This window comes from Roseomonas acroporae (assembly GCF_023223525.1).
GTDB lineage: Bacteria > Pseudomonadota > Alphaproteobacteria > Acetobacterales > Acetobacteraceae > Roseomonas_E > Roseomonas_E acroporae.
The window spans coordinates 1-26,154 of sequence record NZ_JALPRX010000081.1; the positions used below are offsets into that span (position 1 = coordinate 1).

Here is a 26,154-nt window from a genome sequence, read left to right on the forward strand (position 1 = left end):
CCCCGTTGGCACCAAGATTGCTCGGTCGTAACCGAGCGCGCGCCGCGCGCCGGTCCGACACGAGGAGAATCACGCATGGAGCGACGCAGCCTGATCGGCGCGGGCCTGGGGGCACCGGCCGCGCTCGCCGCCACGGGGCTCGCCGCGCCGGCCATCGCGCAGACGATGCCGGAGCTGCGCTGGCGCATGACGTCGAGCTTCACCCGGCCGCTCGACATCACCTACGGCGCCGGCGAGTTCCTGGCCGAGAAGGTGGCGGAGCTGACGGACGGGAAGTTCCGCATCACCCAATACGCCGCCGGCGAGCTGGTGCCCGCCTTCCAGGCGATGGATGCGGTGAGCGGCAACAGCGTCGAGATGGCGAGCTCGGCCGGGCTGTTCTTCACCGGCAAGGACACGGCGCTGGCCTTCGCCACCACGGTGCCGTTCATGCTCAACGTCCGCCAGCAGCACGCCTGGCTGTACCAGGGCGGGGGGGCGGCGCTGCTGAACGAGGTGTTCGCCAAATTCAACGTGCATGCGCTGCAACTGGGCAACACCGGCAACCAGATGGGCGGCTGGTTCCGGCGCGAGATCCGGGGCGTGGCGGATCTGGACGGCCTCAAGATGCGCGTCGCCGGGCTGGCGGGCAACGTGATGGCCAAGTGCGGCGTGGTGCCGCAGCAGATCGCGCCCGGGGACATCTACCCCTCGCTGGAGCGGGGCACGATCGACGCGGTGGAGTACATCGGCCCCTACGACGACGCCAAGCTCGGCTTCAACAAGGTGGCTCGGTACTACTACTACCCGGGCTGGGGCGAGGGCGGGGCGATGTTCCAGGTCTTCGTCAACCGCGACCGCTGGCGCGAGCTGCCGCGCGCCTACCGCGCCGCGCTGGAGACGGCGAGCCTCGCGGGCAGCACCTGGATGCTCTCGCAGTACGACTGGAAGAACGTGGACGCGCTGTACCGGCTGGCGGCCGACGGCACGCAGCTGCGGCAATTCCCCAACGACGTGATCGACGCGCTGTACCGCGCGGCGCAGGAGGTGTTCGCCGAGCAGTCGGCGGCGAACCCGATGTTCAAGCAGTTGCTGGAGAGCCAGGTGGCGTTCCGCGACCGCTCCTACGCCTACCATCAGGTAGCGGACTTCGCCTTCGACAGCATGATGCTGCGGCTGCGCCGGGGGCGCTGAGCGGCGGGGAGGGGGCCTCGCCCCCTCCGTGCCTGCGCCCGGCCGGATCGTCCTGGCGTCAGCCGGTCGGGCCGGCGGCCTTCCGTTCCGGCGGCGCCGGCAGGTCCAGCAGGCCCTCCGCCTCGCGTCGCAGGCGGGCGAAGGAGCGGGCGGAGAAGGGCAGCATGCCGGCATAGATCAGCCCGCCCGCCGCCAGCGCCGCCCAGGGCTCGGCCACCAGCAGCGCCGCGTAGGCGCCGGTGCCGAGCAGCAGCGGCAGGATGTACTGCGCCGGCACCTTGAAGTTCTTGAAGCTCCAGGTGGGCAGGGTGCTGACCATCAGCGCGCCGGTCGCCACCAGCACGATGGCGACGAAGGCCGGGTGGCGGAAGGCGTTGGCCAGCCCGTACCAGCCCCAGCCGGTGCAGGCCAGCGAGGCGAAGAGCGGGAACAGCGCCACGGCGGCGGCGGCGGGCGCGGGGACGCCGGTGAAGAAGTTGTAGGCGTAGGCGGGCTTGGGCGGCTCGCTGCCCGGTGCCGCCTCGATCGCCGCGTTGAAGCGGGCGAGGCGCAGCGAGGAGCAGACGGCGAAGAGCAGGCAGGGCGCGAAGCCGAGGCCGTGCGAGGGCTCCAGCGACCACAGGTACATCACCAGCGCCGGCGCCACACCGAAGTCGAGGAAGTCGGCCAGGCTGTCGAACTCGGCGCCGAAGCGGCTGGTGCCCTTGAGCAGGCGGGCGAGGCGGCCATCCACCCCGTCGATCGCCGCGGCGAACACGATCAGCGCCGCGGCGTGCTCCCAGCGGTGCTCCAGCGCGAAGCGGATCGCGGTGAGGCCGGCGCAGAGGGCCAGCAGGGTCAGCAGGTTGGGGATCAGCCGGTTGAAGGACAGGCCCTGGAAGCGCGGCCGCGAGCGGGGGCGCCGGCGCAGCCGCCGGCGCGGCCGGAATTCCCCCGCCGCGGCGGCCGGGGAACGCCCGTCCGGCGGCTCCGGCGCGTGGCGCGGCGGCGGGGCCGGGGTATCGGCCGGCGGCGGCAGGTCGCTCATGCCGGCGAGAAGGGCGAGCCGGGGGGAGCGGCGGGCGCCGGGCGCGACGCGGGGGCATCCTCCAGCAGCGCGATCACCGTCTCGCCGCCGATCATGGTCTGGCCTTCCACCACCAGCGGCTGCACGCCCTCCGGCAGGTAGAGGTCGGTCCGGCTGCCGAAGCGGATGATGCCGAAGCGCTCGCCGCCGGTCACCCGTTCGCCCTCGCGCACGTGGCAGAGGATGCGCCGCGCGATCAGGCCGGCGATCTGCACCACCGCCATGTCGCGCCCGTCCGGCAGGCGCAGCGCCAGGGCGTTGCGCTCGTTGTCCTCGCTCGCCTTGTCGAGGGCGGCGTTGACGAACTTGCCGTGCCGGTAGGCGATGCGGGTGACGGTGCCGTCGGCCGGCATCCGGTTCACGTGCACGTCGAGCACGGAGAGGAAGGTGGCGACGCGCCAGCGCGGCTGCTCGCCGAGGCCGAGCTCGGCGGGCGGCACGGCGGGCGCCACCGAGACCACCTTGCCGTCGGCCGGCGCTAGCACTGCCCCGCGGCGCGCGGGCGGGAAGCGCTCCGGGTCGCGGAAGAAGTAGAGGCAGAACAGGGTGAAGGCGAGGCCGAGCCAGAACAGCCAGCGGGTGAGCAGCAATCCGCCGAGGATTGCCACCACCACGCCGCCGGCGATGAAGGGCAGGCCCGCGCGGTGCGGCGGCGCCATGACCATCCGCAGTGTGCGTCCGAGATCCATGCCGCGCGGTTATGGTGTGTTCACCACTTCCGGGCAACCCTCCGGGGCCATGAAGAACATCACGCTCGGCCCGTTCCGCGTGACCCCGGAGGGTGGCCTGATCCTGCGGGATCCGGCCCTGCGGCCGCAGCTCCGCTTCGCCTGGCGCGGCCGCCGCTGCGAGGCGGAGCTGGTCGGCGGGGGGCTTCGCCTGGGCGCCCTCGCCGGCAGCATCCCCTTCACGGCCGAGCCGGCCGGGACGCATCGGCCGGGCGTCTTCGCGGCGCTGCAGGACCTGCCGGCCAGCCTGCCGGCGGGCTGGCGCCTCAGCCTGCTCGCCGATCACCGGATCCGGCTGGAGGCGGGGCAGCCCATGGCGCAGCCGGCCACGGCGATCGCCCTGGTCAGCGCGCTGGCGAATTTTGTCCTGACGCTCGAGCCCTACCTGTCGCGGCTGGAGGCGGTCGGGGTGCGCCGGCCCGCCACGGCATCGGTCGCGGCTTCGGGCGCGGCATCGCCGGCGGGCGCCGGCAGCGCGAGGACCTGACCGGTATAGATCCGGTCGGGGTCGCGGATGCGCGACCGGTTCGCCGCGTAGATCACCGTGTAGCGCGTGCCCTGGCCATAGGCCTGCCGGGCGATGCGCCAGAGGCTGAGGCCGGGCTGCACCACCGCCTGCCCGTCGCCGGGGGGCGCGCCGTCGCGCTGGAAGGGCAGCTCGATCCGCGCGGCGACCTGGCCGTCCTGGCGGATCTGGTCGAGGCGCAGCGTGTGCGGCCCGATGGCGGGCGCCAGCGCGGGCGCCAGGGACCAGCGGCCCGCCCCGTCGGTCCGCGCCTCGCCGGCCGGCTGCTGGTCCACGTAGAGACGCACCGTCCCGTTCGGCGCGCCGCTGCCGGCGAAGCGGATCCGCCCCGCCTCGTCGTAGTCCACCAGGTCGACGGCGAGTCCCGCCGTGGCGCCGCCCTGGACCAGCCGGGAGGGCGTCGCGGCATCCGGGCCCAGCAGCACCACGAGCGGCGCCTCGCCGCGCACCGGCTCGTCGCCGGGCCGGCCGGGCGTGGCGGGGGGCGGGTCGGGCACCACGACGACGGCCGACTCGGCGCCGCTCCGCACCGGCCCGCCGGCATGGTGGACGCGCAGGCTGAGCAGATGCGCGCCCGGCGGCAGCGGCTCGGCCGGCAGGATCACCCAGAGCCCCTGGGCATCGGCGCGGGCGCGGCCGATCTCCCGGTCGTTGGCGAGCAGCACCACCTCCGCCGCGGCGCCGGCCCGGCCGGCCACCACCGCCGTGCCGCGGGCGCCGACACGGGCGATGTCGAGCCGCGGCGCGATCGGCGTGGCGGCGTCGCGGCCGGGGGGCGGCGCGGCGGGCGCCGGCACCGCCGCCGGGGCGGGCCGGGCGTCGGGCACGGGCGGGCCGGGCTGGTCGCGCAGCCGCGCGACCAGCATCGCGCCGGCCAGGACCGCCGCGGCGCCGAGCAGTCCGGCAGCCGCGCGGCCTCCACCTGTCCTCTCCGCCATGCCAGGGTAACTAGGGTCAGCGCCGGCCGCGGGACAAGCGGCGAATCGGGTCCCGCCCGGTCCCGGGCCGCGGCACGGCCGGCCCCGGCCGGAAAGCCGGCAGGCGCGGCGCGCGGGAAGGCGGAGCGGGAGAGGCTGGATGCAGGCGTTGCACCGCGTGAAGGTGTGGGACGGCTGGGTGCGCCTGTTCCACTGGTCGATCGTGCTGCTGGTCGGCGCCTCCTGGCTGACCTACGAGAAGGGCTGGATGGAGCTGCACCTGCTCTCCGGCTACGTCATCCTGGCGCTGCTGCTGTTCCGCGTCGCCTGGGGCTTCGTCGGCTCCGACACGGCGCGCTTCGCCCGCTTCCTGCGCTCGCCGCTCGCGGCGCTGCGCCATCTCGGCGAATTCCGCCATCGCGGCCCGGACACCGAGATCGGCCACAACGCCGCCGGCGGCTGGATGGTGCTGGTGATGCTGGGCCTGCTGCTGTTCCAGGCGGGCACCGGGCTGTTCAGCAACGACCAGGTCTTCACCAGCGGGCCGCTGGCGCGCTTCGTCAGCGGCGAGACCAGCGACCGGCTCAGCGGCCTGCACGCGCGCAACTTCAACCTGATCCTGGCGGCGGTGGCGCTGCACGTGCTGGCGGTGCTGGCCTACGCGCTGCTGCGTCGGCACGACCTGGTCAGGCCCATGGTCACGGGCTGGAAGAAGCTGCCGGCCGGCGCCGTGGCGCCGCGCCTCGGGCGGCCGGCACTGGCCGCGGGGCTGCTCGCCGGGTCCGCGGCGATCGTCTGGCTCATCGCCAGCCTCGGCTGAGCCGGGCTCGCCGGGGCGGGCCCGGCCATGGCGCAGGGCGGGGGCGAAGGGCGGGGCACCGGCCGCGGGCGCCCCCAGGTCGGCCCCGTCCGCCGGTCCCCGTCCGCCGGCCCCGCTCCCCGTGGCCCGGCTCAGCGCAGCCGGAAGCCGCGGTGGCAACCGCCGCAGGCCTGCCCGACCTCGCGGAAGGCGCCGGCGGTGGCCGCCTGGTTGCCGCTCTGCGCCGCGGCGCGCAGCGCCTCCAGTCGGGCGACGATGGTGGCGCTGGCCTGCTCGAAGCCGGCGCGGTCGGTCCAGACCGCCGGCGCCGCCTTGGTGTCGCCCCGGTCGGAGCCGGGCGGGAACAGGGTGGGGAACTGGCGGAACCAGGCCAGCATGTCGTCGGCCCGCTCCACCACCGGGCCGACGTCGCCGCGCCCGTCCACGATGCCCTTGATCGCCTCCGCGTGCTGGCCCATCCGCTTGAGCCCGGCGCGCCGCTGGGCGATGACGTCGCCGGCGGCCTGCGCCAGGGCGTCCCCGGGCGGCAGCGCCGTGCCGGCGAGCAGCCCGACCGTCAGCAGGCTGGTGGCGAAAACCCGGAGTCGCATCCCGATTCCCCGTTTCCTGGTGTATTGCCACCGGAGTGTCAGGTCCCGACACCCTCTGGCAAGGCGTCCGGCAGAAGGCGCCGCGGGAAAGGAGGAGGCGGTCCGGCAACGGCAACCGCCGGGCCGCGGCGCCCTCGCGACGCGGGCCCGTCGTTTCCCCGGTGGCGATGCCCTTCGCCGCCGGGTCACGCAAGGAATCGACATGTCTGCTTCCCTCCGCTCCATCGCCGTCTTCTGCGGCGCCCGACATGGCCGGGACCCGGCGCACACCGAGGCGGCGCGGGCGCTCGGCGCAGGGCTGGCCGAACGCGGCCTCGCCCTGGTCTATGGCGGCGGCGGCGTCGGCCTGATGGGAGAGATGGCGGGCGCCGCGCTCGCGGCCGGCGGCGTGGTGCGCGGGGTGATCCCCGAATTCCTGACCCGCCGCGAGCAGCCCCAGGCCGACCTCCTGCAACTCGAGGTCACCGACAGCATGCACGAGCGCAAGGCGCGCATGTTCGAGCTGGCCGACGCCTTCATCGTGCTGTCGGGCGGCCTCGGCACGCTCGACGAGGCGGTGGAGATCCTGACCTGGAAGCAGCTCCGCCTGCACGACAAGCCGGTGGTCATCCTCGACATCGCGGGCTGGGCGCAGCCTCTGCTGGCGCTGATCGAGGCCATGATCGGGATGGGCTTCGCCTCGGAGGCAGACCGCGGGTTGTTCCACGTCGCGCGCACCGTGCCGGAGGCGCTCGCGCTGCTGGGGCGCCTGCATGGCGGCGACCAGGTGGTGCCGGCCGACAGGCTCTGACGCCGGGCGCCCGGGACCTCCGGCGATCCGCCCCGCCCACCGCCCCCGCCCACCGGCCCCCATCCATCCGGCCACTTCCAGCCGTCCACGTCCATCCGGCGTGCCGGGAAGGATGCCCGGTCCCCGCGAGGGGAGAATCGGGGGAAGGCGTTCCGGCGCATGGCAGGGTGCCGCCCGATGGCGGGGCAGGATGCGCGGGGTGGCTTGCCGGCCGCGGGGAGGGCCGCTATATGGCCCGCCTCCGCCGCGATCGGCGCCGGCATCGGCCGGCAGCATGAGGCGTCGGGGCAGGTGACGGAGTGTAGCTCAGCCTGGTAGAGCACTGTGTTCGGGACGCAGGGGCCGGAGGTTCGAATCCTCTCACTCCGACCAACCCGAAGCCCGCCGGACCCCTGGTCCGGCGGGCTTTTTCTTTTCCGCGCCCGGTTCCGCCCGCCGCCCCCGACGCGGCGGCCGGATGCGCCTCGGGATCGCCGGACGTTCCGGCCCGGCCGACGGGGCCGTCCCCGCTCCCAAATCCCTCCACGGCTTCCGGCCGATTCCCCGGCACGGCCCTGCCTCCCGCGACGGGTGCGGCGCCCCGGGCTCCGGCCGGGCCGGGACCTAGAGCATTTTCAAGCTGAGCGTCCTCGCTCAGCGGCTCGGAAAATGCGCCGGATCAAAGGCTGGAGCCGTTCCGGCCTGATACAGTCAGGCTGGATCGGCTCTAGCGCCGCCGTCCCCGCCCCGCCCAGAGCATCAGGTGATGCGCGGGCCAGGCCCACAGCACGCCCGCGGCCAGGAAGTAGAGGGCCTGCACCGTCCAGTGCATCCCCAGCACCCGGTCGGCGAGCACCACGGCCAGCGCGACGTAGAGCACGAAGCCGACGATTCCGACCGGGACGGCGATGGCGGCGCGAGACATGGGCCGCGACATGCCACCCCCGCCATCCGCCCGGCAAGCGCGACGGCCTCCGACGGTCCCCGAGGTTGCCCCGGCTCTCGCCCGCTGCTTAAGGTGCGCCGCCGATGGGCCGATCGGCGGCGGCGGGGCGCGCGACGGCGCGTGCCCGCCGCTCTCGCCGCCACGGCCACCCGATCCGCAGCCGAACGTGCCGCGCCACCGCCGGCGGCGCCCTGGAGAGATTCCGGCATGACATCGCCGCTCAAAGACGACCCGACGATCGACCTGCGCGAGCATGTTCGCGGCATCCCGGACTTCCCGAAGCCCGGCATCCTGTTCTACGACATCTCGACCCTGCTGCGGCACGGCCCGGCGTGGCGCACGGCCATGGCGCGGCTGGCGGCGCTGATCGCTCCGTACCGGCCGGACCTGCTGGCGGGGATCGAGAGCCGCGGCTTCCTGGTGGCGGCGCCGCTGGCGCTGGAACTCGGGCTCGGCTTCGTCATGCTGCGCAAGCCGCGCAAGCTGCCGGGCCTGACGCTCGGCCTGAACTACGCGCTGGAGTACGGCACCGACCGCATCGAGATGCAGGCGGATGCGGTGCAGCCCGGCCAGCGGGTGATCCTGCTCGACGACCTGCTGGCCACGGGCGGCACCATGGCCGCCGGCATCGCGTTGCTGCGGCAGGCCGGGGCCGAGGTGCCGGCGGCGGCGGCGCTGATCGAGCTGACCTTCCTCGGCGGCAGGCAGCGGCTGGACGTGCCCTTCGAGTCGCTGCTTGCCTACGAGAGTTGAGAGCCGGAGCGGCGCGGCCGGCGGCGGCCGGATGAGCGGGCCGGATGAGCGGGAGGGAGGCATGACGATCCGGGGCGATGGACCCGACCGGCGCGCTCTGCTGCGCGGCACGGTGGCGCTCGGCCTGCCGGCCGCCTGTCTCCGGCCTCGCCGCGCGGCGGCGGCGCCACCGCGCACCGCCTCCCTGCTGACGCCGGGTCCCGAGGGGGGGCCGCTGCTGCGGCAGGGCCGGCGGATCACCGCGGTGCTGTCCCGCGCCCTGCCGACGCCCGAGGCGCTGGTGCTCACCGTGGTCGGCGGGCCGGACGGCGTGACCGCCGCCAACCGCTTCGCCGCCGAGGCGGCACCCGATGGCCGCACCATGCTGCTGCTGCCGGGCGAGACGGCTCAGGCCTGGCTGGTGGGCGATCCGCGCGCGCGCTTCGATCCCTCGGGCTGGACGCCCGTCTGCGCCACCGAGCGGCCTGCGATGGTGGTCGGGCGCGGGGCGCTGCAGCCCGGTGCCCAGCCGCGCTTCGCCCTGTCCTCCCCGGCCGCGCCGGAAGCCGTGGGGCTGCTGGCGCTCGACCTCGCCGGGGTCCCGGCCCGTCCGGTGCCGCTGCTCGGGCTGAGCGTGGATGGGCTGGATGCCTTCGCGCAGGGTGCGGTGGATGCGCTGGTGGTGCGCGACGAGACGGGGCTGCGCCAGGCGCGCGGCCTCGGCGGCCAGCCCTGGCTGGCCCTGTGCGAGCGGTCCGAGACCGGCGGCCTCGGCTGCCCGACGCTGACCGACCTCGCCGCCATCGCCCCTCCCGAGCCGATGGCGGCCTGCCGGGCCGCCGCCGCGTCGCTGCGCCTGCGCTCGGCGGTGGTGCTTCCCTCGCTCACCCCCGCCGACACGGTGGCATTCTGGCGTCGTGCCGCGCAGCGTTTCGTGGAGAACGAGGCGCGCGAGGTGCCGGACGCCGTGGCGCTGGAAGGCACCGCGGCGGCGGCGGCGCTCGGGGTCATCACGCCGCTGCCCGAGGCGAAGCTCGCCTACCGGGAATGGCTGCTGCGGCGCCTGGAGTGGAGCGCCGGCTGAACCCGGCGGACCGCCGGGGGCGGCGAACCCCCGGCTTCCGGACCTCGGCCCCGTACCTCAGCCCAGCGCCGCCGCCAGCGCCTCGGCGGTGCGGCCGTTGGCGATGGTGGCGGCACGGCCGTCCCAGGAATGGCCGCCCATGCGCGCGAAGGCATGGTCCACGCCCGGATAGACGTGGACCTCGGCATGCGGGTTGCCCTGCAGCCCCGCCACCACCTTGTCGCGCGCCTCGGGCGGCACGAAGCGGTCCTTCTCGGCGATGTGCACGAGCAGCGGCGCCCTGATCGCGCCCGCCTCGCCGAGCAGCCCGTCGAGGCCGACGCCGTAGTAGCTGACGTTCACGTCCGAATCGGAGCGCTCGGCCATCAGGAAGGCCAGCCGCCCGCCGAGGCAGAAGCCGATCGTGCCCGCCTTGCCGCTGGCGCCCGGCATCGCGCGGGCATGGGCGAGGGTCGCCTTCAGGTCCTCGACGCCCTTGTCCTGGTCGAAGGCGTTCATCAGCGCGAAGGCCTTCTTCCATTCGGCCTCGGAGCCGTCGGTGAGCTGCACGCCGGGCTCGATCCGCCAGAACAGGTCGGGGCAGACGGCGATGAAGCCGAGATCGGCGACCCAGTCGCAGATCTTCCGCATCGACTCGTTGACGCCGAAGATCTCCTGGATGACCACCACCGCGCCCGCCGGGTCCTTGCCCTCCGGCGTCGCCACGTAGGCCGCGAAGTCGCCCGTGCCGTCCGGGGCGGCGATCCTGGTCTCGCTCATGCGTGTCCTCCTGGGTCCGAGGGCCGCACTGTAGCGGAGTGGCGCCGCCGCGCCACGGCATCGCCCGGCCCGATCCGCGGGCGCACCGGCGCGGCCGCCGTTCCCCCGAAGGGAGGCATGCCCTGCCATGCTCCCCGGCCGGCCGGGGCCCGCCGCCGGCGGCACGGAACGATGCCGCCGCCCTGCGTTGCAGCCTGGGGCAAGGGAAGGGCAGGGCATGGCCGAAAGCACCGTGGCGACGCCGGGGCACGACGCGATCGCGCCCGATGGCAGCTTCCGCACCGACGTGCCGGCGCGGCTCGACCGGCTGCCCTGGAGCCGGTTCCACTGGATGGTGGTGGTGGCGCTCGGCATCACCTGGACGCTGGACGGGCTGCAGGTGACGCTGGTCGGCTCCCTCGCCGGCGCCATCCACGAAAGCCCGAGCCTGCGCCTCACGGCGACCCAGATCGGCCTCACCGGCTCGGCCTACCTCGTCGGCGCCGTGCTCGGCGCGCTGTTCTTCGGCTGGCTGACCGACCGGCTGGGGCGGCGCAGGCTCTTCTTCATCACGCTGCTGCTCTACATCGCGGCCAGCGTCTTCACCGGCTTCACCTGGGACTTCTGGTCCTTCGCCCTGGCCCGCGCCCTGACCGGCGCCGGCATCGGCGGCGAGTACGCGGCGGTGAACTCGGCGATCCAGGAGCTGATCCCGGCGCGCCGGCGCGGCACCACCGACCTCGCGGTGAACGGCACCTTCTGGCTCGGCGCGATCCTCGGCGCGGGCGTCTCGATCCTGGTGCTGGACCCGGCGGTGATCGATCCCGAAATCGGCTGGCGCGCCACCTTCGTGGTAAGCGGGCTGCTCTCGCTCGGCGTGCTGCTGCTGCGCCGGCACCTGCCCGAGAGCCCGCGCTGGCTGATGATCCACGGCGAGCCCGGCGAGGCCTCGCGCATCGTGGGCGAGATCGAGAAGGACGTGGCGCGCGAGAAGGGACCCCTGCCGGAGCCGGAATACGGCCCGGTGACCCTGCACCGGCGCGGCCACATCGGCATCGGCGAGGTGGTGCGGGCCATGTTCGGCAGCCACCGCGAGCGTACCATCCTCGGCCTCACCCTGATGGCCTGCCAGGCCTTCTGCTACAACGCGGTGTTCTTCACCTACGCGCTGGTGCTGACGCGGTTCTACGGCATCCCGTCCGGCCAGGTGCCCTGGTTCATCCTGCCCTTCGCCTTCGGCAACCTGCTCGGGCCGCTGACGCTCGGCCACTTCTTCGACAGCATCGGCCGGCGGCCGATGATCACCCTCACCTACGGCATGGCGGGGGTGCTGATGGCGGCCACCGGCCTCGCCTTCGCGCAGGGCTGGCTGACCGCCTGGGAGCAGACCCTGGCCTGGACGGTGATCTTCTTCTTCGCCTCCGCCGCCGCCTCGGCCGCCTACCTGACGGTGGGCGAGAGCTTCCCGCTGGAGATGCGGGCGCTGGCCATCGCCGTGTTCTACGCCTTCGGCACGGCGGCGGGCGGCGTGGTGGGGCCGGCGCTGTTCGGCTGGCTGATCGAGGGCGGGGAGCGCGGCGACATCCTCTGGGGCTACCTGATCGCCGCCGCGCTGATGCTGATCGCCGCCGCGACCGAGTGGAAGCTCGGCTTCGCCGCCGAGGGCAAGCCGCTGGAGGCGGTGGCGACGCCGCTCTCGGCCGGACGGGCCGGCGGCGGGCGGGGCGCCTGACGGGACGGCGGCGCGGGATCCATGGCGCCGATTTCCATTTCGCGGCGGAGCGACTATCTCCAGGAAGGACCGGCGGCTCCGCGGCGCCCGCCAAGGAGCGCCGTCCGTGCGGCGGGCGCCGCGGCCGTGCGCGCGATTCCGCGCGGAGCCCCGTGCCTGTCCAGGAGGCGTCACGCCATGACCGTACCCCAGCGGGATTTCCGCGATGCGATGGCCCGGCTGGGCGCGGCGGTGAACATCCTCACCTCGGCGGGCCCCGCGGGCCGCGCCGGGTTCACCGCCAGCGCCGTCTGCAGCGTGACCGACGCGCCGCCCACCGTGCTGGTCTGCATCAACCGCGCGAGCAACAACAACGCGGTGTTCAAGAGCAACGGCGTGCTGTGCGTCAACACCCTGGCCTCCGGCCAGCGGGAGCTGTCCGACATCTTCGCCGGCGCCACCGGCTGCTCGATGGAGGATCGCTTCGCGGCCGGCGTCTGGGGGCATCTGGTCACCGGGGCGCCGGTGCTGCAGGGCGCGGTGGTCTCCTTCGACTGCCGCATCACCGAGGTGCTGGAGAAGGGCACGCACAGCGTGCTCTTCGCCGAGGTCGAGGCGATACGCGGCGGCAGCGAGCACGAGGGGCTGATCTACTTCGGGCGCGACTACCACCGCGTCGGCAACGCCGCCTGACGGCGCGCGGGGCGGCCCTCCCCGGGCGCGCCCGCGGTCGCGTCCCAGAGCGGATCGCCGGAGGAGCGGCTACGCCCGGAGGCGTGAATCCGCTCGGAAAACAACGGGATGGGGCGGCTCGCAGGCCCAACTGGTTTGCGTGCCGCTCCAGAGCGGATCGCCGGAGGGCGGCTACGCCCGGCGGCGTGAATCCGCTCGGAAAACAACGGGATGGGGCGGCTCGCAGTCCCAACTGGTTTGCGTGCCGCTCCAGAGCGGATCGCCGGAGGGCGGCTACGCCCGGCGGCGTGAATCCGCGCCGGGAACAACGAGCTACGGCGAACCGCGGTCCCAACCGGACTGCGGTTCGCCGGAGCGGGGCCGGCGTGCCGCGATGGACAGGTTGCAGGAGATTGCATACTGTCTCCGCGGCATCTCGGGGTGGCGGCATGCGGCGTCTGGTGATCGATCTCGACGGCACGATCACGCGGGACGATCCGGGTCGCGACCACGCCGGGAAGGAGCCGGACCCCGAGGCGGTCGCCAGGCTCCGCGAGAGCCGCGCGCAGGGCTTCGCCATCGTCCTCCACGCCGCGCGCAGCATGCGCGCCGACGGCAGCGCGGCCGGGCCCATCGGCGCCCATGCCTTGCCGGCGGTCGCCGACCGGCCGCGCCGCCACGACATCCCCTGCGACGGGATCCATCCCGGCACGCCCCGGTGCGGCACGGAGGGCTTCCGCGTGGACGACCGGGCGGTGCGGCCCGACGCGTTCCCGAACCCCGGCCTGCCCGGGAGCCGCGCCCTGATCGGCGGAGCGGCGGGGGGGTGAGGCGATGTCCGCCCTCCCGCCCGGGCCGCCGGGCACCGCGCCGGCCCCGGCCCCGGCCCCGGTCCCTGCGCCGCCCGGCGCGTCCGCCGGCGCCTGGCTGATCCTGTCCTCGGCCTATGTCGGCCAGGAGCTCGCGGCCGAGTTCGGCCCGTTGCCGCCCTGCATGCTGCCGGTGGGGAATTCGCGCCTCTACGAGCTCCAGCTCGAGCGCATCGCGGCCCACCGGGCCGCGCGCTGGCCCGTGCACCTGACCCTGCCCGAGGACTACCGGCTGCCGGGCGAGGATGCGCGGCGGCTGGAGGCGGCCGGCGTCGTCGTGGTGCCGGTCCCGCCCGGCCTCCCGCTCGGCGAGGCGGTGGTGTACGCGGTCAACTACATCGGCCTGCCCGACCAGCCCCTGCGCATCCTGCACGGCGACACGCTGCTCCGCGACCTGCCGGCCGGGCCGCAGGATCCGCCCACGGACCTGATCGCCGTCGCCGCCGGCGGCGACGAGTATTCCTGGGCCGAGGCGGAGCTGGCCGAGGGGCTGGTGCGCCGGCTGGAGACCGCCGGCCCCGGCCGCGGCGACGCCCGCCGGCCGATCGCCTGCGGCTACTTCGCCTTCCGCAGCGCCACCGCCCTGGTGCGCGACATCACCCGCGCCCGCTACGACTTCATCGAGGGCATCAACCTCTACGCCGCCCGCCACGCCGTGCGCGCCGCCACCGCCGGGGCGTGGTTCGACTTCGGCCACCTGCAGACCTACTTCCACTCCCGCCGCGCCGTCACCACCGCGCGGCACTTCAACGCGCTGCGGATCGACGGCCTCACCGCCCGCAAGTCGAGCGCGGACCGCGACAAGATGCGCGCCGAGGCCGCCTGGCTCGGCGGCCTGCCGGCGCCGCTGCGCCTCTACGGCGCGCGCCTGCTGGATTCGGGCGGGGACGAGGCGGGGGGCGAGGCCGGGCGCGCCTGGTACGAGACCGAGTACGAGCACATGCCGGCCCTGTCGGAGCTCTACGTCTTCGGCGCGCTGGGGCGGCCGGGCTGGCTGCGCATCCTCGATTCCTGCGCCGACTTCCTGGCGCTCTGCGCCGCCTCCCGCCGTCCCGGCGCCGCGCCCGGCTCGGGCGACGCGGTGCTGGCGGAGCTCGCCGGGCGCAAGACGCTGCGCCGGCTCGCCCGCTTCGCGCGCGAGAGCGGCTTCGACATCGACCACCCGATGCGCCTGGACGGCCGGCCGCTGCCCTCGCTCGCCGCGATCGCCGAGTCGCTGGCCGCACTCGCCGAGACGCGCGACGGGCGCGCCGAGTGCGTGATGCACGGCGACTTCTGCTTCAGCAACATCCTCTGGAACGCCCGCGCCCGCCGCATCCGGCTGATCGACCCGCGCGGCCATGTGCGCCCCGGCCATCCCGGCCTCCACGGCGACCTGCGCTACGACCTCGCCAAGCTCGCCCACTCCATCCTCGGCCGCTACGACCTGATCCTGGCCGGGCGCTACCGGCTGGAGGCGCCCTCGCCGCACGACCTCGCCATCCGCTTCGAGCCGGCGCCGCACCAGGCCTGGCTGGAGGAGGCCTTCGCCGACCTCTCGGTGGACGGGGTGCACGCCGCCGGCCCGGCCGTGCGGGCGGCGATGACCGGGCTGTTCCTGTCCATGCTGCCGCTCCACGCCGACCGGCCGGACCGCCAGCGCGCCTTCATCGCCAACGCGCTGCGGCTCTACGCGGCGCTGGAGCGGGTGCCGGCATGATCGTGATCCCGATGGCCGGCCTCTCCCGGCGCTTCGCCGAGGCCGGCTACGACCGGCCCAAGTACATGCTGCCGCTCGGCGGCCGCAGCGTGTTCGCGCACGCCCTGGCCAGCTTCGAGCGCTACTTCGCCACCGGGCGCTTCCTGCTGATCGCCCGCGACGTGGACGGCACCGCCGGCTTCGTGGCGCGCGAATGCGCGGCGCTCGGCATCCGCGACGCCGCCACCGTGCTGCTGGACGCGCCCACCGCCGGGCAGGCGGAGACGGTGGCGCTTGGCCTCGAACGCGCCGGCATCGGCCCGGCCGAGCCGCTCACCGTCTTCAACATCGATACCTTCCGCCCCGGCTTCCGCTTCCCGGAGGCACGCTGGTTCGCGCGCTCGGACGGCTACCTGGAGGTGTTCCGCGGCGGCGGCGCCAACTGGTCCTACGTCCGCCCGGCGGAGGTGCCGGTGGAGGTGCTGGCGGAGGTGCCGGCGGACTTCCCGGCGGGCGGGCCACCGGGGGAGGCGGAGCCGCTGGTGGCGGAGACGGCGGAGAAGCGACCGCTCTCCGACCTCTGCTGCACCGGCCTCTACCACTTCGCGCATGCCGGGGCGTTCGGCGCGGCATTGGCGGCCGAGCGCCGGCGCCCCTCGGCGCCGGAACTCTACGTGGCGCCGCTCTACAACCACCTGATCACGGCGGGCGGCCGGGTCCACTACGCCGTCGTGCCGCCGGGCGCGCTGCAATTCTGCGGCGTGCCGGCCGAGTACGAGACCCTGCGCGCCGGCGGCAGCACCGCCCCGGCGGAGCCGCGCGCGGCGTGAGTCCGCCAGACCTTCCTGGCCGCGACCCGCCAGACTTCGACCCGCCAGGCTTCGACCCACCAGGCTTCGACCCGCCGGCCTTCGACCTGCCGGGCTTCCTGCGGCAATTGCCCGACCGGCTGCCGCGTGCCGGCGACGCGGCGCGGACCGCCTTCCCGCCCGGCGACGGCGTGGCGACGCCCGACCGGCTGCTGGCCCGCGCGGCCTTCGTGCTGGCCGCGCGGCACGCGCTGCGGCGGCACGGCGACGGGCCCGCCGGCCTGCTGGTGGCGACCGGGGCGGAGCGGGAGATGCTGCTCGCGGGGCTGCCGCCCGGCCGCGTGCCGGACATGGTGCCGCTGGACCTCGCGGCGGGCGTCCTGCCGGCGCTCGACCGGCTGACGCCGCCTGCGGCGCATGGCCGCTGGGCGACCGCCTGCGTCTCGCCGGCCGCCGGCCCCGCCCTGCAGATCGCGCTGCTGCGCCGCCTCGCCGGCCCGGTCGGGGCGGGGATGGCCGAGGGCGGCACGCTGCTCCTCTGCCCGCCCGCCGGGGCCGCCGGCCTGCTGCTGGCGGCCGCCGACTGCTTCGGCACCGGCGCCGCGCTGCATCCCTTCGCGATGCCGGCCGGGATCGGCTGCGACCTCGTGCTGGCCCGCACCTGCCCCGCCGCGCCCCTGCCCGGCGCCCCGGGCGGTCTCGACGCCGCCGGCGAGGTCGGCTGCCTGACCGCCGTGCACGACCCCGACCTCGACCTGGCCGAGGCGCACCCGGATGGCCGCCTGTTCGCGGCCACGCCGGACGAGACGGTCGGCCACGCCGTGGCCGGCCTCGCCTTCCGCTGGCGCGGCCGGCTGGCGGCGATGCTGCATCCCGGCCCCTCGACGCGGCCGCGCCGCGCCCTGCGCGGCGCGATGGGGCTGGTGCTGGATTTCGGGCGCGAGGGCGGCGGCTGGCACCGGCTGTTCCTCGCCGTCTCCGAGCCGCCGCCGGCGGGGCGGCTCGGCCACCTGCCGGGCTGGGGTGCCGGCGCGCCGCCCGACGCGGTGCTGGCCCTGGGCGGCGAGCGCGCGCTGCTGCTCGACCTGCCGGCGCTGGCCCCGGCCGGCTGGAGCGGCGAGGTGATCCTGTCCGTGCGCGTCGAGGACCTGCCCCGCGCGGCGCTCGGCGCCTCGGTGTCGCTGGTGGCGGGATGAGCGGCATGGCGCGGCGCGGCGCCTCCCCCGTCCAGGGACGCCGCCGGGCCGCTCCCGTGGGCGCACCCGGAGGAACCCCCGGAGGCGCCCACGGTGCCGCCCGCGGGGGTGCCTCCGGTGCCGCCCTCGCATCCTCCTCCCCGGCGCCGGTTGCCGGGCGCGCGGGTCACGCCGCCCCGGAAGGCACGCCGTGACGCGGCTGACCGCGCGCGTGGCGACGGCGGCGCAGCTCGCCCACGCCGTCGATCCCGCTTCGATCGCCGTACCGGCGCCCGGGCATCGGCGGGCGACCCTGTTCCCCGCGCGCGGCCTGCGCCTGCCGCCGCCGGTCTTCGAGAACGTCGCCGAATTCCCCGAGACGCTGCTCTGGGACGACCGGCCCGTCACGCCCGCCGCCATGTTCGACCTCCACCGCGAATTCCCCGCGGTGGAGCTGCTGCGGCTGCACGACGCCGTGCTCACCGGCGAGGAGACGATCCTGCTCGACGGCCGCACCCTGCTGGCCGAGAGCTTCGCCGCGCAGGAGGTGCCGCATGGCTGGGAGCCGGCGGGGGAGGGAGCCGAGCCGGCGTGGCGGGCGGCGATCGACCCGGCGGCGCTGCCGGTGCTGGAAGGGCCGGTGTTCTGGCTCGACTACCACCTCTCCTCCGCCTTCGGGCACCTGATCTACTGGGGACTCGCCCGGCTGATCGTCCTCTCCCGCGCCCTGCCGGACCTGCCGCTGCGGATCGTCGTGCCGCGCCGCTTCGGCGAGTACTTCCGCTTCTTCGCCGAGGCGCTCGGCCTCGCCCGCGTCGCCTTCATCCATGCCGACCGGCCGGTGCGCGTGCGGGACCTGCTCTACGTGCCGCTCTCCTGGCCCGGGAAGTCCTTCTTCCCCGTCTTCGCGGATGCGCGGGCGGAGATGGAGCGCATCCGGCGCCACGCCGAGGCGGCGGCGGCGGGCGTCGTCCTGCCGCGCCGGCTCTACCTGTCGCGCCGCGGCGCCGCCTACCGGCGCGTGCTGAACGAGGTGCCGCTGCTGCGCGCGCTGGAGCGGCACGGCTTCGTCGAGGAGCTGGGCGAGACGCTGAGCCCGGCCGAGAAGATCGCGCGCATCGCCAATGCGGAGGCCCTGGTCTTCGCGCATGGCAGCGGCTCGGCCAACGTCGCCTTCGCGCGCCCCGGGGCCACGGGGCTGGAGCTGTTCCTGGCCCCGAGCCTGGTGCCGGCGGTGGACCTGCGCGAGAACCAGCTCGCCTGCGTGGCGGCGGGGGTGGGTTACGGGGTGGTGGCCGGGCCGGCGATCGCCGACGGGCCGCTCGATCCGAATCTCTACAACGCCGACTTCCTGGTCCCGACCGAGACCCTGGAGCGGGCGATACGCCGGCTCGGGGTGGCGCCGGGCGACGTGCTGCCCGCCCCCCTCGCACCCGCCGGGGCGTCGCCCGCCGCGCTGCCGGCCGCGCTCGACCTTCCCGCGCTGCTGCGGCTGCTGCCGGCCGTGTTGCGGCTGGCCGGGAGGCTGCCCGGGGCGGCGCCCGAGGGAGTGTCCGGCGGGGTGCCCGGGGATCGGCCGGGCAGGGATCTGCCGGCCGGGAATCTACGGGCCGGGGATCTGCGGGCCGGGGATCTGCCGGGCGGCGCGCATCCGCCGGCGCCGGGCGAGGCGCTGGCGGGCGACCTCGCCGCCCTGCTCGCCGCGCTGCCGGCCGCCCGGCCGGACGAGGCACCCTTCCTGCTCGCCGCCAACATCGCCATGCGCCTGACCCCCGAGGGCGATTCGCGTGCCCTGGCGGTGCTGGCGCATTCCGGCGACCGGCGGGCGGTCGAGCACGGCCAGCGGCGGGGTGCCTCGGTGCAGGCGCTGCTGGCCGGCTCGCCGGTGCTGCTGCCGAGCCTGCCGGCGGTGCTCGACTCCCTGCTCCGGCGCCTGCCGGGCGGCGCCTGCCCGCTCGCCCTGCTCTCGCCGGTCCTGCCCCTGCCGATGCAGGTGGCGCTGCTGCGCCGTCTCGCCCCGTGCATCGACGAGGGCGGGCGCGGCGGCACCATCCTGCTCGCCCCGCCCATCGGGACCGCCGCGGCGGTGATCGCCGCCGCCGGCAGCCTCGGCCTCGGCCTGCTGTTCCAGGCCTTCCCGGTCTCGCCCGCGCATGGCTACGACCTGCTGGTCGCCACCACCCGGCCGCGCGGGGCGGGGCTGCCGCGCGGCGCGCCGCCCCTGGCGGCCGAGGGCACGCCCGGCGTGCTGGAGCGGGCCGAGCCGGCCGGAAGCTGCCAGGCCATCGCCGACCCGGCCGGCCGGCTGCACGCGGCGAAGCTGGCCGACGGGCCCGGCTATGCCCTGGCGGGGCTGGCCTTCCGCTGGCGCGGATCGGTGCGGCTGCTGCTCTCGGCCGGCCTGGCCGAGCAGGCCCCCGCGGAGTCGGCGGCTTTCGGGATCGTGCTGGACTTCCGGTGCGGCGGCAGCTGGCGGCGTCTGTTCCTGTCGATGCTCGGGTCGGGGGCGAAGTCGGCGGCCGGCACCCTGCCGGACTGGGGAGCCGGCACCGCTCCGGCCGGGACGCGCCGCATCGGCTGCCCGGCGACGCTGTCGCTCGACCTGCCGGCGCTGGCGCCGGCGGACTGGGATGGCGAGGTGATCCTGTCGCTGCGCGTCGAGGACACGCCGCCGGCGGTGCTGGGTGCCACCATCGTCCTGCTGCCCGGGCGCTGAGGGCGCCTCCGGAGCGGATCGCCGGGCCGCGTTCCGCGAGCGGGCGCGACGCGGCTGCCGCCGCGGCGGAGGCGGGCCAGCCGGTCGGGCCAGCCGGTCGGGCCGATCGGCCAGGCCGGCCGGTCAGGCTGTCCGGTCAGGCCGGCCGCTGGGCGAACACCGTCAGCGTGTTGCGGAATTGCGGGTGTGGCACGACGATGTCGAGCTTCCACCCGGCCAGCGCCGGCTCGGGCCGCGCGAAGTGGCCGGGCAGGAAGGCGTGGTAGAAGCAGTGCGCGAATTCCGTCGCGGCCACGTCGAAGCCGGCCGCGCGCAGCATCGTCTCCATGTCCTCGGCCGTGAAGAAGCGGACCGGGCCGCGCCAGTGGCCCATCACCATGGCCGAGCTGGACGCGACCGGCTGGTGCAGGAAGGGATGGCCGGCGGCCAGGTTGTCGAAGGTGTCGACCTGCCGCGCGTTCTGCGTGGTGACGACCAGCATGCCGCCCGGCCGCAGCGCGCGCAGCGCCTCGCGCAGGATGTCGAGCGGGTGGTAGAGATGCTCGACGACGTGCGCGAGCAGCACCAGGTCGGCGGCCCCGTCGGGGCAGGGAATGCGGCATTCCAGGCCGCGCGTGGTCTCGTCCACCACGTGGGGATCGAGGTCGGCGGCGAAGTGCTCGATGCCGTAGCCGCGCAGCAGCGCCGACTGCTCGGGCGGCAGGGGCTGGATGGCGCTGGCGGCGATCCGGCCGCGATGCAGGCAGAAGTCGCGCAGCGCGATCGGGATGCCGAACGGGTAGGAGCCCAGATCGACCAGGAAGCCGTCATGCGGCAGGTGGCGCCGCACCGCTTCCAGCGTCAGCCAGTGGCGGTGGAGCTGCGCCATGTAGAAGCTCGGCGGCTCCAGGAAGTCCTCGCTCGGACCGACGCCGTCGAAGGGCAGCCGCGGCAGCGACAGCACCCAGTCGATGAAGGCCCGCGGCGGAAAGCCGAGGCGGGCGGCCGCCTCAGGCGGCACCGGCACGGGCTGCCACCTCCCGAACAACTCCTCCAGGGAACGGCCTGCGAGCACCTCGCGAAATGATGCAGCCACGATCTGCCCGTCTTCCTGCCGCCGTCCGTTCCGCGTGCCGCCCCGACGGTCCCGGCGCGGCACCTCCGGGAGTGAGGAACGCCCGGGACGGCCGTCGGATGCGGCCCCGGGCGGTGCCGTTCAGCCGATGCGCACCACGTACTGCGCCGCCTCCAGCGCCGCGACGATCAGCGCCGCCTGCGCCTGGTCGCGCACCTCGATCATCAGCTCCAGCTCCGCCGACTGCACGGAGGGCGCGGCGAACAGGCGCTGGTGCGAGACCTCGATGACGTTGCCGCCCTGCTCGGCGACGCGCGTCGCGATGTCGGCCAGCACGCCGGGGCGGTCCGGGATGTCGAGGTGCAGGCGCAGCAGCCGCCCGTCGCGCAGCAGGTTGCGCAGCAGCACGTTGGCCAGGATGCGCGCATCGATGTTGCCGCCCGAGACGGCGAGGCCGACGGCGGCGCCGCGGAACCGCTCGGGGTAGGCGAGCAGCGCGGCCAGCGCGACGGCGCCGGCGCCCTCGGCCACCACGCGCGCCCCCTCGGCCAGCAGCGCGATGGCCTGCTCGGCGGCGCGCTCGGGCACCACCAGCACCTCGCGCACGTGGCGGCGGACGATCTCCAGCGGCAGCTTCCCGACGTCGCGCACCGCGATGCCCTCGGCGATGGTCGGGCCGCCGACATGCACCGCCTCGCCGCGCAGGAGCTGCGCCATGGCCGGGTAGCCCTCGACCTCGACGCCGTAGACCGGCAGGCCGGGCCGCAGCGCGGCGGCCGCCGCGGCGCAGCCGGCGATCAGCCCGCCGCCGCCGATCGGCAGCACCAGCGCGTCGAGCTCCGGCACCTCCTCCAGCATCTCCAGCGCCAGCGTGCCCTGGCCCGCGACCACGCCGGCATCGTCGTAGGGATGGATGAAGACCAGCCCGTCGCGCCCGGCCAGTTCGCTCGCGTGCGCGGCGGCCTCGGCCAGCGTGTCGCCGTGCAGCACCACCTGGCCGCCGAAGGCCTGGGTGCGCGCCACCTTGGTCAGTGGCGTGAAGCGCGGCATCACGATCACGGCGCGGATGCCCTGCAGCGTCGCGTGCCGCGCCACCGCCTGGGCGTGGTTGCCGGCCGACATGGCGACGACGCCCGCCGCGCGCTCGGCCTCGGAGAGCAGGGCGATGCGGTTGGCGGCGCCGCGCTCCTTGAAGGCGCCGGTGGCCTGGAGCGTCTCGAGCTTGAGGAAGGCGCGGGCCCCGGTGGCGCGGGAGACGGCGTGGCTCTCCACGATCGGCGTGCGCAGCACCGTGCCCCGGATGCGCGCGGCGGCCGCGCGGACCTCGGCGATGCCGACTGTTGGCAGACCGGTCATGGTCACTCTCCTGCTCCGGCGCACCGCCCGCCGGCGCTGCTGCCGGGGTCCAGGGTCGGTCGCCTGTCGTCCCGGGTCTGGAGGGCCGCGCCCCCCGGCCCGGGACATGCAGGGCGGGCGCCGTCAGTTGAAACGGACGGCGGTAATCTCGTAGGCGCGGGAGCCGCCGGGGGCGGGGACCTCGACGCTGTCGCCCAGCGTCTTGCCGATCAGCGCCTTGGCCAGCGGCGAGGAGATGGAGATCGAGCCTTCCTTGATGTCGGCCTCGTGCGCGCCGACGATTCGGTAGGTCTTCTCCTCGTCGCTCTCCTCGTCGACGATGGTGACGCGGGCGCCGAACTTCACCTGGTTGCCGGAGAGGCGGGAGACGTCGATCACCTCGGCCGAGGGAATGACGGACTCGAGCTCGGCGATGCGGCCCTCGATGAAGGACTGGCGTTCCCGCGCCGCGTGGTACTCGGCGTTCTCGGAGAGGTCGCCATGCGCCCGCGCCTCGGCGATCGCCCGGATCACGGCCGGGCGCTCCTCGGACTTCAGGTGCCTCAGCTCCTCCTCAAGGCGGGCGAGACCTTCCGCGGTCATGGGGAACTTCTGCACGGCACGCCTTTCCTTCAGCCCTGTATCGCATCCCCGTCGTGCCGGCCCTGTCCCCGACCGGGGCCGCCCTTCGGCCCCGGCTGGCTGGCCCGACTGGGTAGCCGGGAGAGATGGAGTCACGAACGCGCCCGGGCAAGGCTCGGCCCCGCCCAGGATGCACTCAGAACGAAGGGCGAAAGTACGACTGTAGCGGCGCCACATCAAGGGTTCCCGCCTTGAGCGCCGCGATGGCATGCACCGCCGCCCGGGCGCCGGCCACGGTGGTGTAGTGCGGCACGCCCTGGGTGAGGGCGGAGCGGCGGATGTCGAAGCTGTCCGCCACCGACTGGCCGGTGCCGGCCGTGTTGATGACGAGCTGGATCTCGCCAGACTTGATCGCGTCCACGCAGTGCGGCCGGCCTTCCAGCACCTTGCGCACCACCTGCACCGGCAGCCCGGCCTCGCGGATGCGGGCGGCGGTGCCGGCGGTCGCCATCACCCGGAAGCCCATCTCGTGCAGGCGGCGCGCCAGCGGCACGGCCGCGCCCTTGTCGCCGTCGCGGACCGAGACGAAGGCGGTGCCCTCCAGCGGCAGCTTCACCCCGGCGCCGAGCTGGGACTTGGCGAAGGCGCGCTCGAAGGAATGGTCGAGCCCCATCACCTCGCCGGTGGACTTCATCTCCGGGCCCAGGATCACGTCCACGTTGGGGAAGCGGCTGAACGGGAACACCGCCTCCTTCACCGCGACGTGGCGGCTGACCGCGTCGTCGTCGAGGTTGAACTCGGCGAGCGTCGCGCCCGCCATGACGCGCGCGCCGATCTTGGCGACCGGCACGCCGGTCGCCTTGGCGACGAAGGGCACGGTGCGGGAGGCGCGCGGGTTGACCTCCAGCACGTAGATCTCGCCGTCCTTGACCGCGTACTGCACGTTCATCAGGCCGCGCACCTTCAGCGCCTTGGCCATCGCCTCGGTCTGCGCCTTCAGCTCGGTCACGATCACCGGCGGCAGCGAGTAGGGTGGCAGCGAGCAGGCGGAATCGCCGGAATGGATGCCCGCCTCCTCGATATGCTCCATCACGCCGGCGACATAGACCTGGCCGTCCGCGTCGCAGATGCAGTCCACGTCCACCTCGATCGCGTCGTTGAGGTAGCGGTCGATCAGCACCGGGTTGTCGCCCGAGACCTGCATGGCGACGCGGGTGAAGCGCTGGAGCTGGGCCTTGTCGTAGGCGATCTCCATCGCCCGGCCGCCCAGCACGTAGGAGGGGCGGACGACGACCGGGAAGCCGACGCGCTCGGCCTCCTTCTCCGCCTCCTCGACGGTGCGCGCCGTGCCGTTCTCCGGCTGGCGCAGGCCGAGGCCGCGCAGGAGCTGCTGGAAGCGCTCGCGGTCCTCGGCGATGTCGATCGCCTCGGCGCTGGTGCCGAGGATCGGGATGCCCGCCTCCTCCAGCGCCTGCGAGAGGCGCAGCGGCGTCTGGCCGCCATACTGCACGATGCAGCCGAGCACCGTGCCGTTCGACTGCTCCTTGCGGATCAGCGCGATCACGTCCTCGGCGGTCAGCGGCTCGAAGTAGAGCCGGTCGGAGGTGTCGTAGTCGGTGGAGACGGTCTCGGGGTTGCAGTTGACCATGATGGTCTCGAACCCCGCCTCCTTCAGCGCGTAGGCGGCGTGGACGCAGCAGTAGTCGAACTCGATGCCCTGGCCGATGCGGTTCGGGCCGCCGCCGAGGATCACCACCTTCTCGCGCGCCGTGGGCCGGCTCTCGCATTCCGGCGTGCCGAAGCCGCCCTCGTAGGTCGAGTACATGTAGGGCGTGTCGGAGCCGAATTCGGCGGCGCAGGTGTCGATGCGCTTGTAGACCGGCTGCACGCCGAGCGAATCGCGCAGCGCCTTGACCGAGACCTCGTCGGTGCCCGCGAGCTGCGCCAGGCGCCGGTCGGAGAAGCCGAGCGCCTTGATCCGCCGCAGCCCGGTCGCGTCGCGCGGCAGGCCGTGGGCGCGGACCTCGTTCTCGGCGTCGATGATGCGCTGGAACTCGCGCAGGAACCACGGGTCGAAGTGGCAGGCCTGCTCGATCGCCTCCACCGACATGCCCGCGCGCAGCGCCTGCGCCGCGACCAGCAGCCGGTTCGGCCGCGCCGTGGTCAGCGCCGCGCGGAACGCCTCGGGCGAGCCGTCGCCCGGCACCTCCACCTCGTCGAGCCCGGAAAGCCCGGTCTCCAGCGAGCGCAGGCCCTTCTGCAGGGCTTCCGCGAAGGAGCGGCCGATCGCCATCGCCTCGCCCACGCTCTTCATGCTGGTGGTCAGCGTGTTCGGCGTGCCGGGGAACTTCTCGAAGGTGAAGCGCGGGATCTTGACCACCACGTAGTCGATGGTCGGCTCGAAGCTCGCGGGCGTGACGCGGGTGATGTCGTTCTTCAGCTCGTCCAGCGTGTAGCCCACGGCGAGCTTGGCCGCGATCTTGGCGATCGGGAAGCCGGTGGCCTTCGAGGCGAGCGCCGAGGAGCGCGAGACGCGCGGGTTCATCTCGATGACCACCATGCGGCCATCGACGGGATTGATGCCGAACTGCACGTTCGAGCCGCCCGTGTCGACGCCGATCTCGCGCAGGCAGGCGATGGAGGCATCGCGCATGCGCTGGTATTCCTTGTCGGTCAGCGTCAGCGCCGGCGCCACGGTGATGGAATCGCCCGTATGGACGCCCATCGGGTCGAGGTTCTCGATGGAGCAGACGATGATGCAGTTGTCCGCCGAATCGCGGACCACCTCCATCTCGAACTCCTTCCAGCCGAGCACGCTCTCCTCGATCAGCACCTCGGTGGTCATCGAGGCGGCGAGGCCCGCGGAGACGATCTGCTCGAACTCCTCCTTGTTGTAGGCGATGCCGCCGCCCGTGCCGCCCAGGGTGAAGCTCGGGCGGATGACGCAGGGAAGCTTCACCTCCTCCAGCCCGGCGCGCGCCTCCTCCATGGTGTGGGCGATGGCCGAGCGCGGGCTCTCGATGCCGATCTTGGTCATCGCGTCGCGGAACTTCAGCCGGTCCTCGGCCTTGTCGATCACCTCGGCCTTGGCGCCGATCAGCTCGCAGCCGTACTTCTCCAGCACGCCGGCCTCGGCGAGCTTGAGCGAGGTGTTGAGCGCGGTCTGCCCGCCCATGGTGGGCAGCAGCGCGTCCGGGCGCTCCTTGGCGATGATCTTCTCGACGATCTCGGGCGTGATCGGCTCGACATAGGTGGCGTCGGCCAGCCCGGGGTCGGTCATGATGGTGGCCGGGTTGCTGTTGACCAGCACCACCCGGTAGCCCTCCTCGCGCAGCGCCTTGCAGGCCTGGGCGCCGGAATAGTCGAACTCGCAGGCCTGGCCGATCACGATCGGGCCGGCGCCGATGATCATGATGGTCTTGAGGTCGGTGCGCTTGGGCATGGGAACGGAACCTGTCTGATCG

23 protein-coding genes and 1 tRNA gene are annotated in these 26,154 nt (G+C 74.6%); 14 read left to right on the forward strand and 10 right to left on the reverse strand.

Annotated features, from left to right (window positions below; all coding sequences use genetic code 11):
- The first annotated feature begins 75 nt into the window (after positions 1-75).
- Positions 76-1,173: a TRAP transporter substrate-binding protein gene (locus M0638_RS18425; RefSeq protein ID WP_248668473.1), complete on the forward strand. Its 1,098-nt coding sequence runs from the start codon at positions 76-78 to the stop codon at positions 1,171-1,173.
- Positions 1,174-1,231: 58 nt separating this feature from the next.
- Here M0638_RS18425 and M0638_RS18430 read toward each other — a convergent pair whose 3' ends face one another.
- Positions 1,232-2,200 (reverse strand): CDP-alcohol phosphatidyltransferase family protein, encoded by a 969-nt coding sequence (locus M0638_RS18430; RefSeq protein ID WP_248668474.1) that lies wholly within the window; start codon positions 2,198-2,200, stop codon positions 1,232-1,234.
- On the reverse strand, positions 2,197-2,928 hold the full coding sequence (locus M0638_RS18435) for a phosphatidylserine decarboxylase (RefSeq protein WP_248668475.1): 732 nt from the start codon (positions 2,926-2,928) through the stop codon (positions 2,197-2,199). The genes M0638_RS18430 and M0638_RS18435 overlap by 4 nt, the downstream gene beginning before the upstream one ends.
- Before the next feature lie 49 nt (positions 2,929-2,977).
- Here M0638_RS18435 and M0638_RS18440 point away from each other — a divergent pair, with 49 nt between their 5' ends.
- On the forward strand, positions 2,978-3,454 hold the full coding sequence (locus tag M0638_RS18440; protein WP_248668476.1) for a hypothetical protein: 477 nt from the start codon (positions 2,978-2,980) through the stop codon (positions 3,452-3,454).
- On the opposite strand, the gene M0638_RS18445 is transcribed toward M0638_RS18440, so the two are convergent.
- Entirely contained in the window at positions 3,349-4,431 is a 1,083-nt protein-coding gene (locus M0638_RS18445; RefSeq protein WP_248668477.1) for a LysM peptidoglycan-binding domain-containing protein, read from the reverse strand. The genes M0638_RS18440 and M0638_RS18445 overlap by 106 nt on opposite strands.
- A 139-nt stretch (positions 4,432-4,570) precedes the next feature.
- On the opposite strand from M0638_RS18445, the gene M0638_RS18450 reads away from it, so the two are divergent.
- On the forward strand, positions 4,571-5,230 hold the full coding sequence (locus M0638_RS18450) for a cytochrome b/b6 domain-containing protein (protein ID WP_248668478.1): 660 nt from the start codon (positions 4,571-4,573) through the stop codon (positions 5,228-5,230).
- A gap of 131 nt (positions 5,231-5,361) precedes the next feature.
- Here M0638_RS18450 and M0638_RS18455 read toward each other — a convergent pair whose 3' ends face one another.
- Complete coding sequence (locus M0638_RS18455; RefSeq protein WP_248668479.1) at positions 5,362-5,820, reverse strand: c-type cytochrome; 459 nt, start codon at positions 5,818-5,820, stop codon at positions 5,362-5,364.
- A gap of 202 nt (positions 5,821-6,022) precedes the next feature.
- On the opposite strand from M0638_RS18455, the gene M0638_RS18460 reads away from it, so the two are divergent.
- Together M0638_RS18460 and M0638_RS18465 are read left to right on the forward strand one after the other, a co-directional pair.
- Positions 6,023-6,610, forward strand: a complete 588-nt coding sequence (locus M0638_RS18460; RefSeq protein WP_248668480.1) for an LOG family protein — start codon at positions 6,023-6,025, stop codon at positions 6,608-6,610.
- A gap of 295 nt (positions 6,611-6,905) precedes the next feature.
- Positions 6,906-6,982 (forward strand) — tRNA-Pro (locus tag M0638_RS18465).
- A gap of 334 nt (positions 6,983-7,316) precedes the next feature.
- Here M0638_RS18465 and M0638_RS18470 read toward each other — a convergent pair.
- Complete coding sequence (locus M0638_RS18470; protein ID WP_248668481.1) at positions 7,317-7,526, reverse strand: DUF2842 domain-containing protein; 210 nt, start codon at positions 7,524-7,526, stop codon at positions 7,317-7,319.
- A gap of 216 nt (positions 7,527-7,742) precedes the next feature.
- Here M0638_RS18470 and M0638_RS18475 point away from each other — a divergent pair, with 216 nt between their 5' ends.
- Positions 7,743-8,288 (forward strand): adenine phosphoribosyltransferase, encoded by a 546-nt coding sequence (locus tag M0638_RS18475; RefSeq protein WP_282572145.1) that lies wholly within the window; start codon positions 7,743-7,745, stop codon positions 8,286-8,288.
- Between the two features lie 61 nt (positions 8,289-8,349).
- Positions 8,350-9,351: a hypothetical protein gene (locus tag M0638_RS18480; protein ID WP_248668482.1), complete on the forward strand. Its 1,002-nt coding sequence runs from the start codon at positions 8,350-8,352 to the stop codon at positions 9,349-9,351.
- 57 nt (positions 9,352-9,408) lie between these two features.
- Here the strand turns inward: M0638_RS18480 and M0638_RS18485 are convergent, their stop codons facing one another.
- Positions 9,409-10,110 (reverse strand): dienelactone hydrolase family protein, encoded by a 702-nt coding sequence (locus M0638_RS18485; RefSeq protein WP_248668483.1) that lies wholly within the window; start codon positions 10,108-10,110, stop codon positions 9,409-9,411.
- Positions 10,111-10,327: 217 nt separating this feature from the next.
- On the opposite strand from M0638_RS18485, the gene M0638_RS18490 reads away from it, so the two are divergent.
- The 7 genes from M0638_RS18490 to M0638_RS18520 all read left to right on the forward strand — a co-directional run bounded on the left by M0638_RS18490 (position 10,328) and on the right by M0638_RS18520 (position 19,719).
- Positions 10,328-11,821 carry an MFS transporter gene (locus tag M0638_RS18490; protein ID WP_248668484.1) on the forward strand — a complete coding sequence of 498 codons (1,494 nt, stop codon included), beginning with the start codon at positions 10,328-10,330 and terminating at the stop codon, positions 11,819-11,821.
- Between the two features lie 177 nt (positions 11,822-11,998).
- On the forward strand, positions 11,999-12,493 hold the full coding sequence (locus M0638_RS18495; protein WP_248668485.1) for a flavin reductase: 495 nt from the start codon (positions 11,999-12,001) through the stop codon (positions 12,491-12,493).
- Between the two features lie 428 nt (positions 12,494-12,921).
- Positions 12,922-13,302, forward strand: coding sequence for an HAD family hydrolase (locus M0638_RS18500; RefSeq protein WP_248668486.1), 381 nt, complete (start codon positions 12,922-12,924; stop codon positions 13,300-13,302).
- 4 nt (positions 13,303-13,306) lie between these two features.
- On the forward strand, positions 13,307-15,040 hold the full coding sequence (locus tag M0638_RS18505; RefSeq protein ID WP_248668487.1) for a capsular biosynthesis protein: 1,734 nt from the start codon (positions 13,307-13,309) through the stop codon (positions 15,038-15,040).
- Positions 15,037-15,849: a glycosyltransferase family protein gene (locus M0638_RS18510; RefSeq protein ID WP_248668488.1), complete on the forward strand. Its 813-nt coding sequence runs from the start codon at positions 15,037-15,039 to the stop codon at positions 15,847-15,849. Before M0638_RS18505 ends, M0638_RS18510 begins: the two co-directional genes overlap by 4 nt.
- Positions 15,846-17,024, forward strand: coding sequence for a hypothetical protein (locus tag M0638_RS18515; RefSeq protein WP_248668489.1), 1,179 nt, complete (start codon positions 15,846-15,848; stop codon positions 17,022-17,024). Before M0638_RS18510 ends, M0638_RS18515 begins: the two co-directional genes overlap by 4 nt.
- A 190-nt stretch (positions 17,025-17,214) precedes the next feature.
- Positions 17,215-19,719, forward strand: a complete 2,505-nt coding sequence (locus M0638_RS18520; protein ID WP_248668490.1) for a glycosyltransferase family 61 protein — start codon at positions 17,215-17,217, stop codon at positions 19,717-19,719.
- A gap of 136 nt (positions 19,720-19,855) precedes the next feature.
- On the opposite strand, the gene M0638_RS18525 is transcribed toward M0638_RS18520, so the two are convergent.
- From M0638_RS18525 to carB, 4 genes are all read right to left on the reverse strand, one after another.
- Complete coding sequence (locus M0638_RS18525; RefSeq protein ID WP_248668491.1) at positions 19,856-20,725, reverse strand: class I SAM-dependent methyltransferase; 870 nt, start codon at positions 20,723-20,725, stop codon at positions 19,856-19,858.
- A gap of 189 nt (positions 20,726-20,914) precedes the next feature.
- On the reverse strand, positions 20,915-22,129 hold the full coding sequence (locus M0638_RS18530) for a threonine ammonia-lyase (RefSeq protein WP_248668492.1): 1,215 nt from the start codon (positions 22,127-22,129) through the stop codon (positions 20,915-20,917).
- Positions 22,130-22,252: 123 nt separating this feature from the next.
- Positions 22,253-22,726, reverse strand: coding sequence for a transcription elongation factor GreA (gene greA, locus M0638_RS18535; protein WP_248668493.1), 474 nt, complete (start codon positions 22,724-22,726; stop codon positions 22,253-22,255).
- Positions 22,727-22,886: 160 nt separating this feature from the next.
- Positions 22,887-26,132: a carbamoyl-phosphate synthase large subunit gene (carB, locus tag M0638_RS18540; protein ID WP_248668494.1), complete on the reverse strand. Its 3,246-nt coding sequence runs from the start codon at positions 26,130-26,132 to the stop codon at positions 22,887-22,889.
- Positions 26,133-26,154 lie beyond the last annotated feature (22 nt).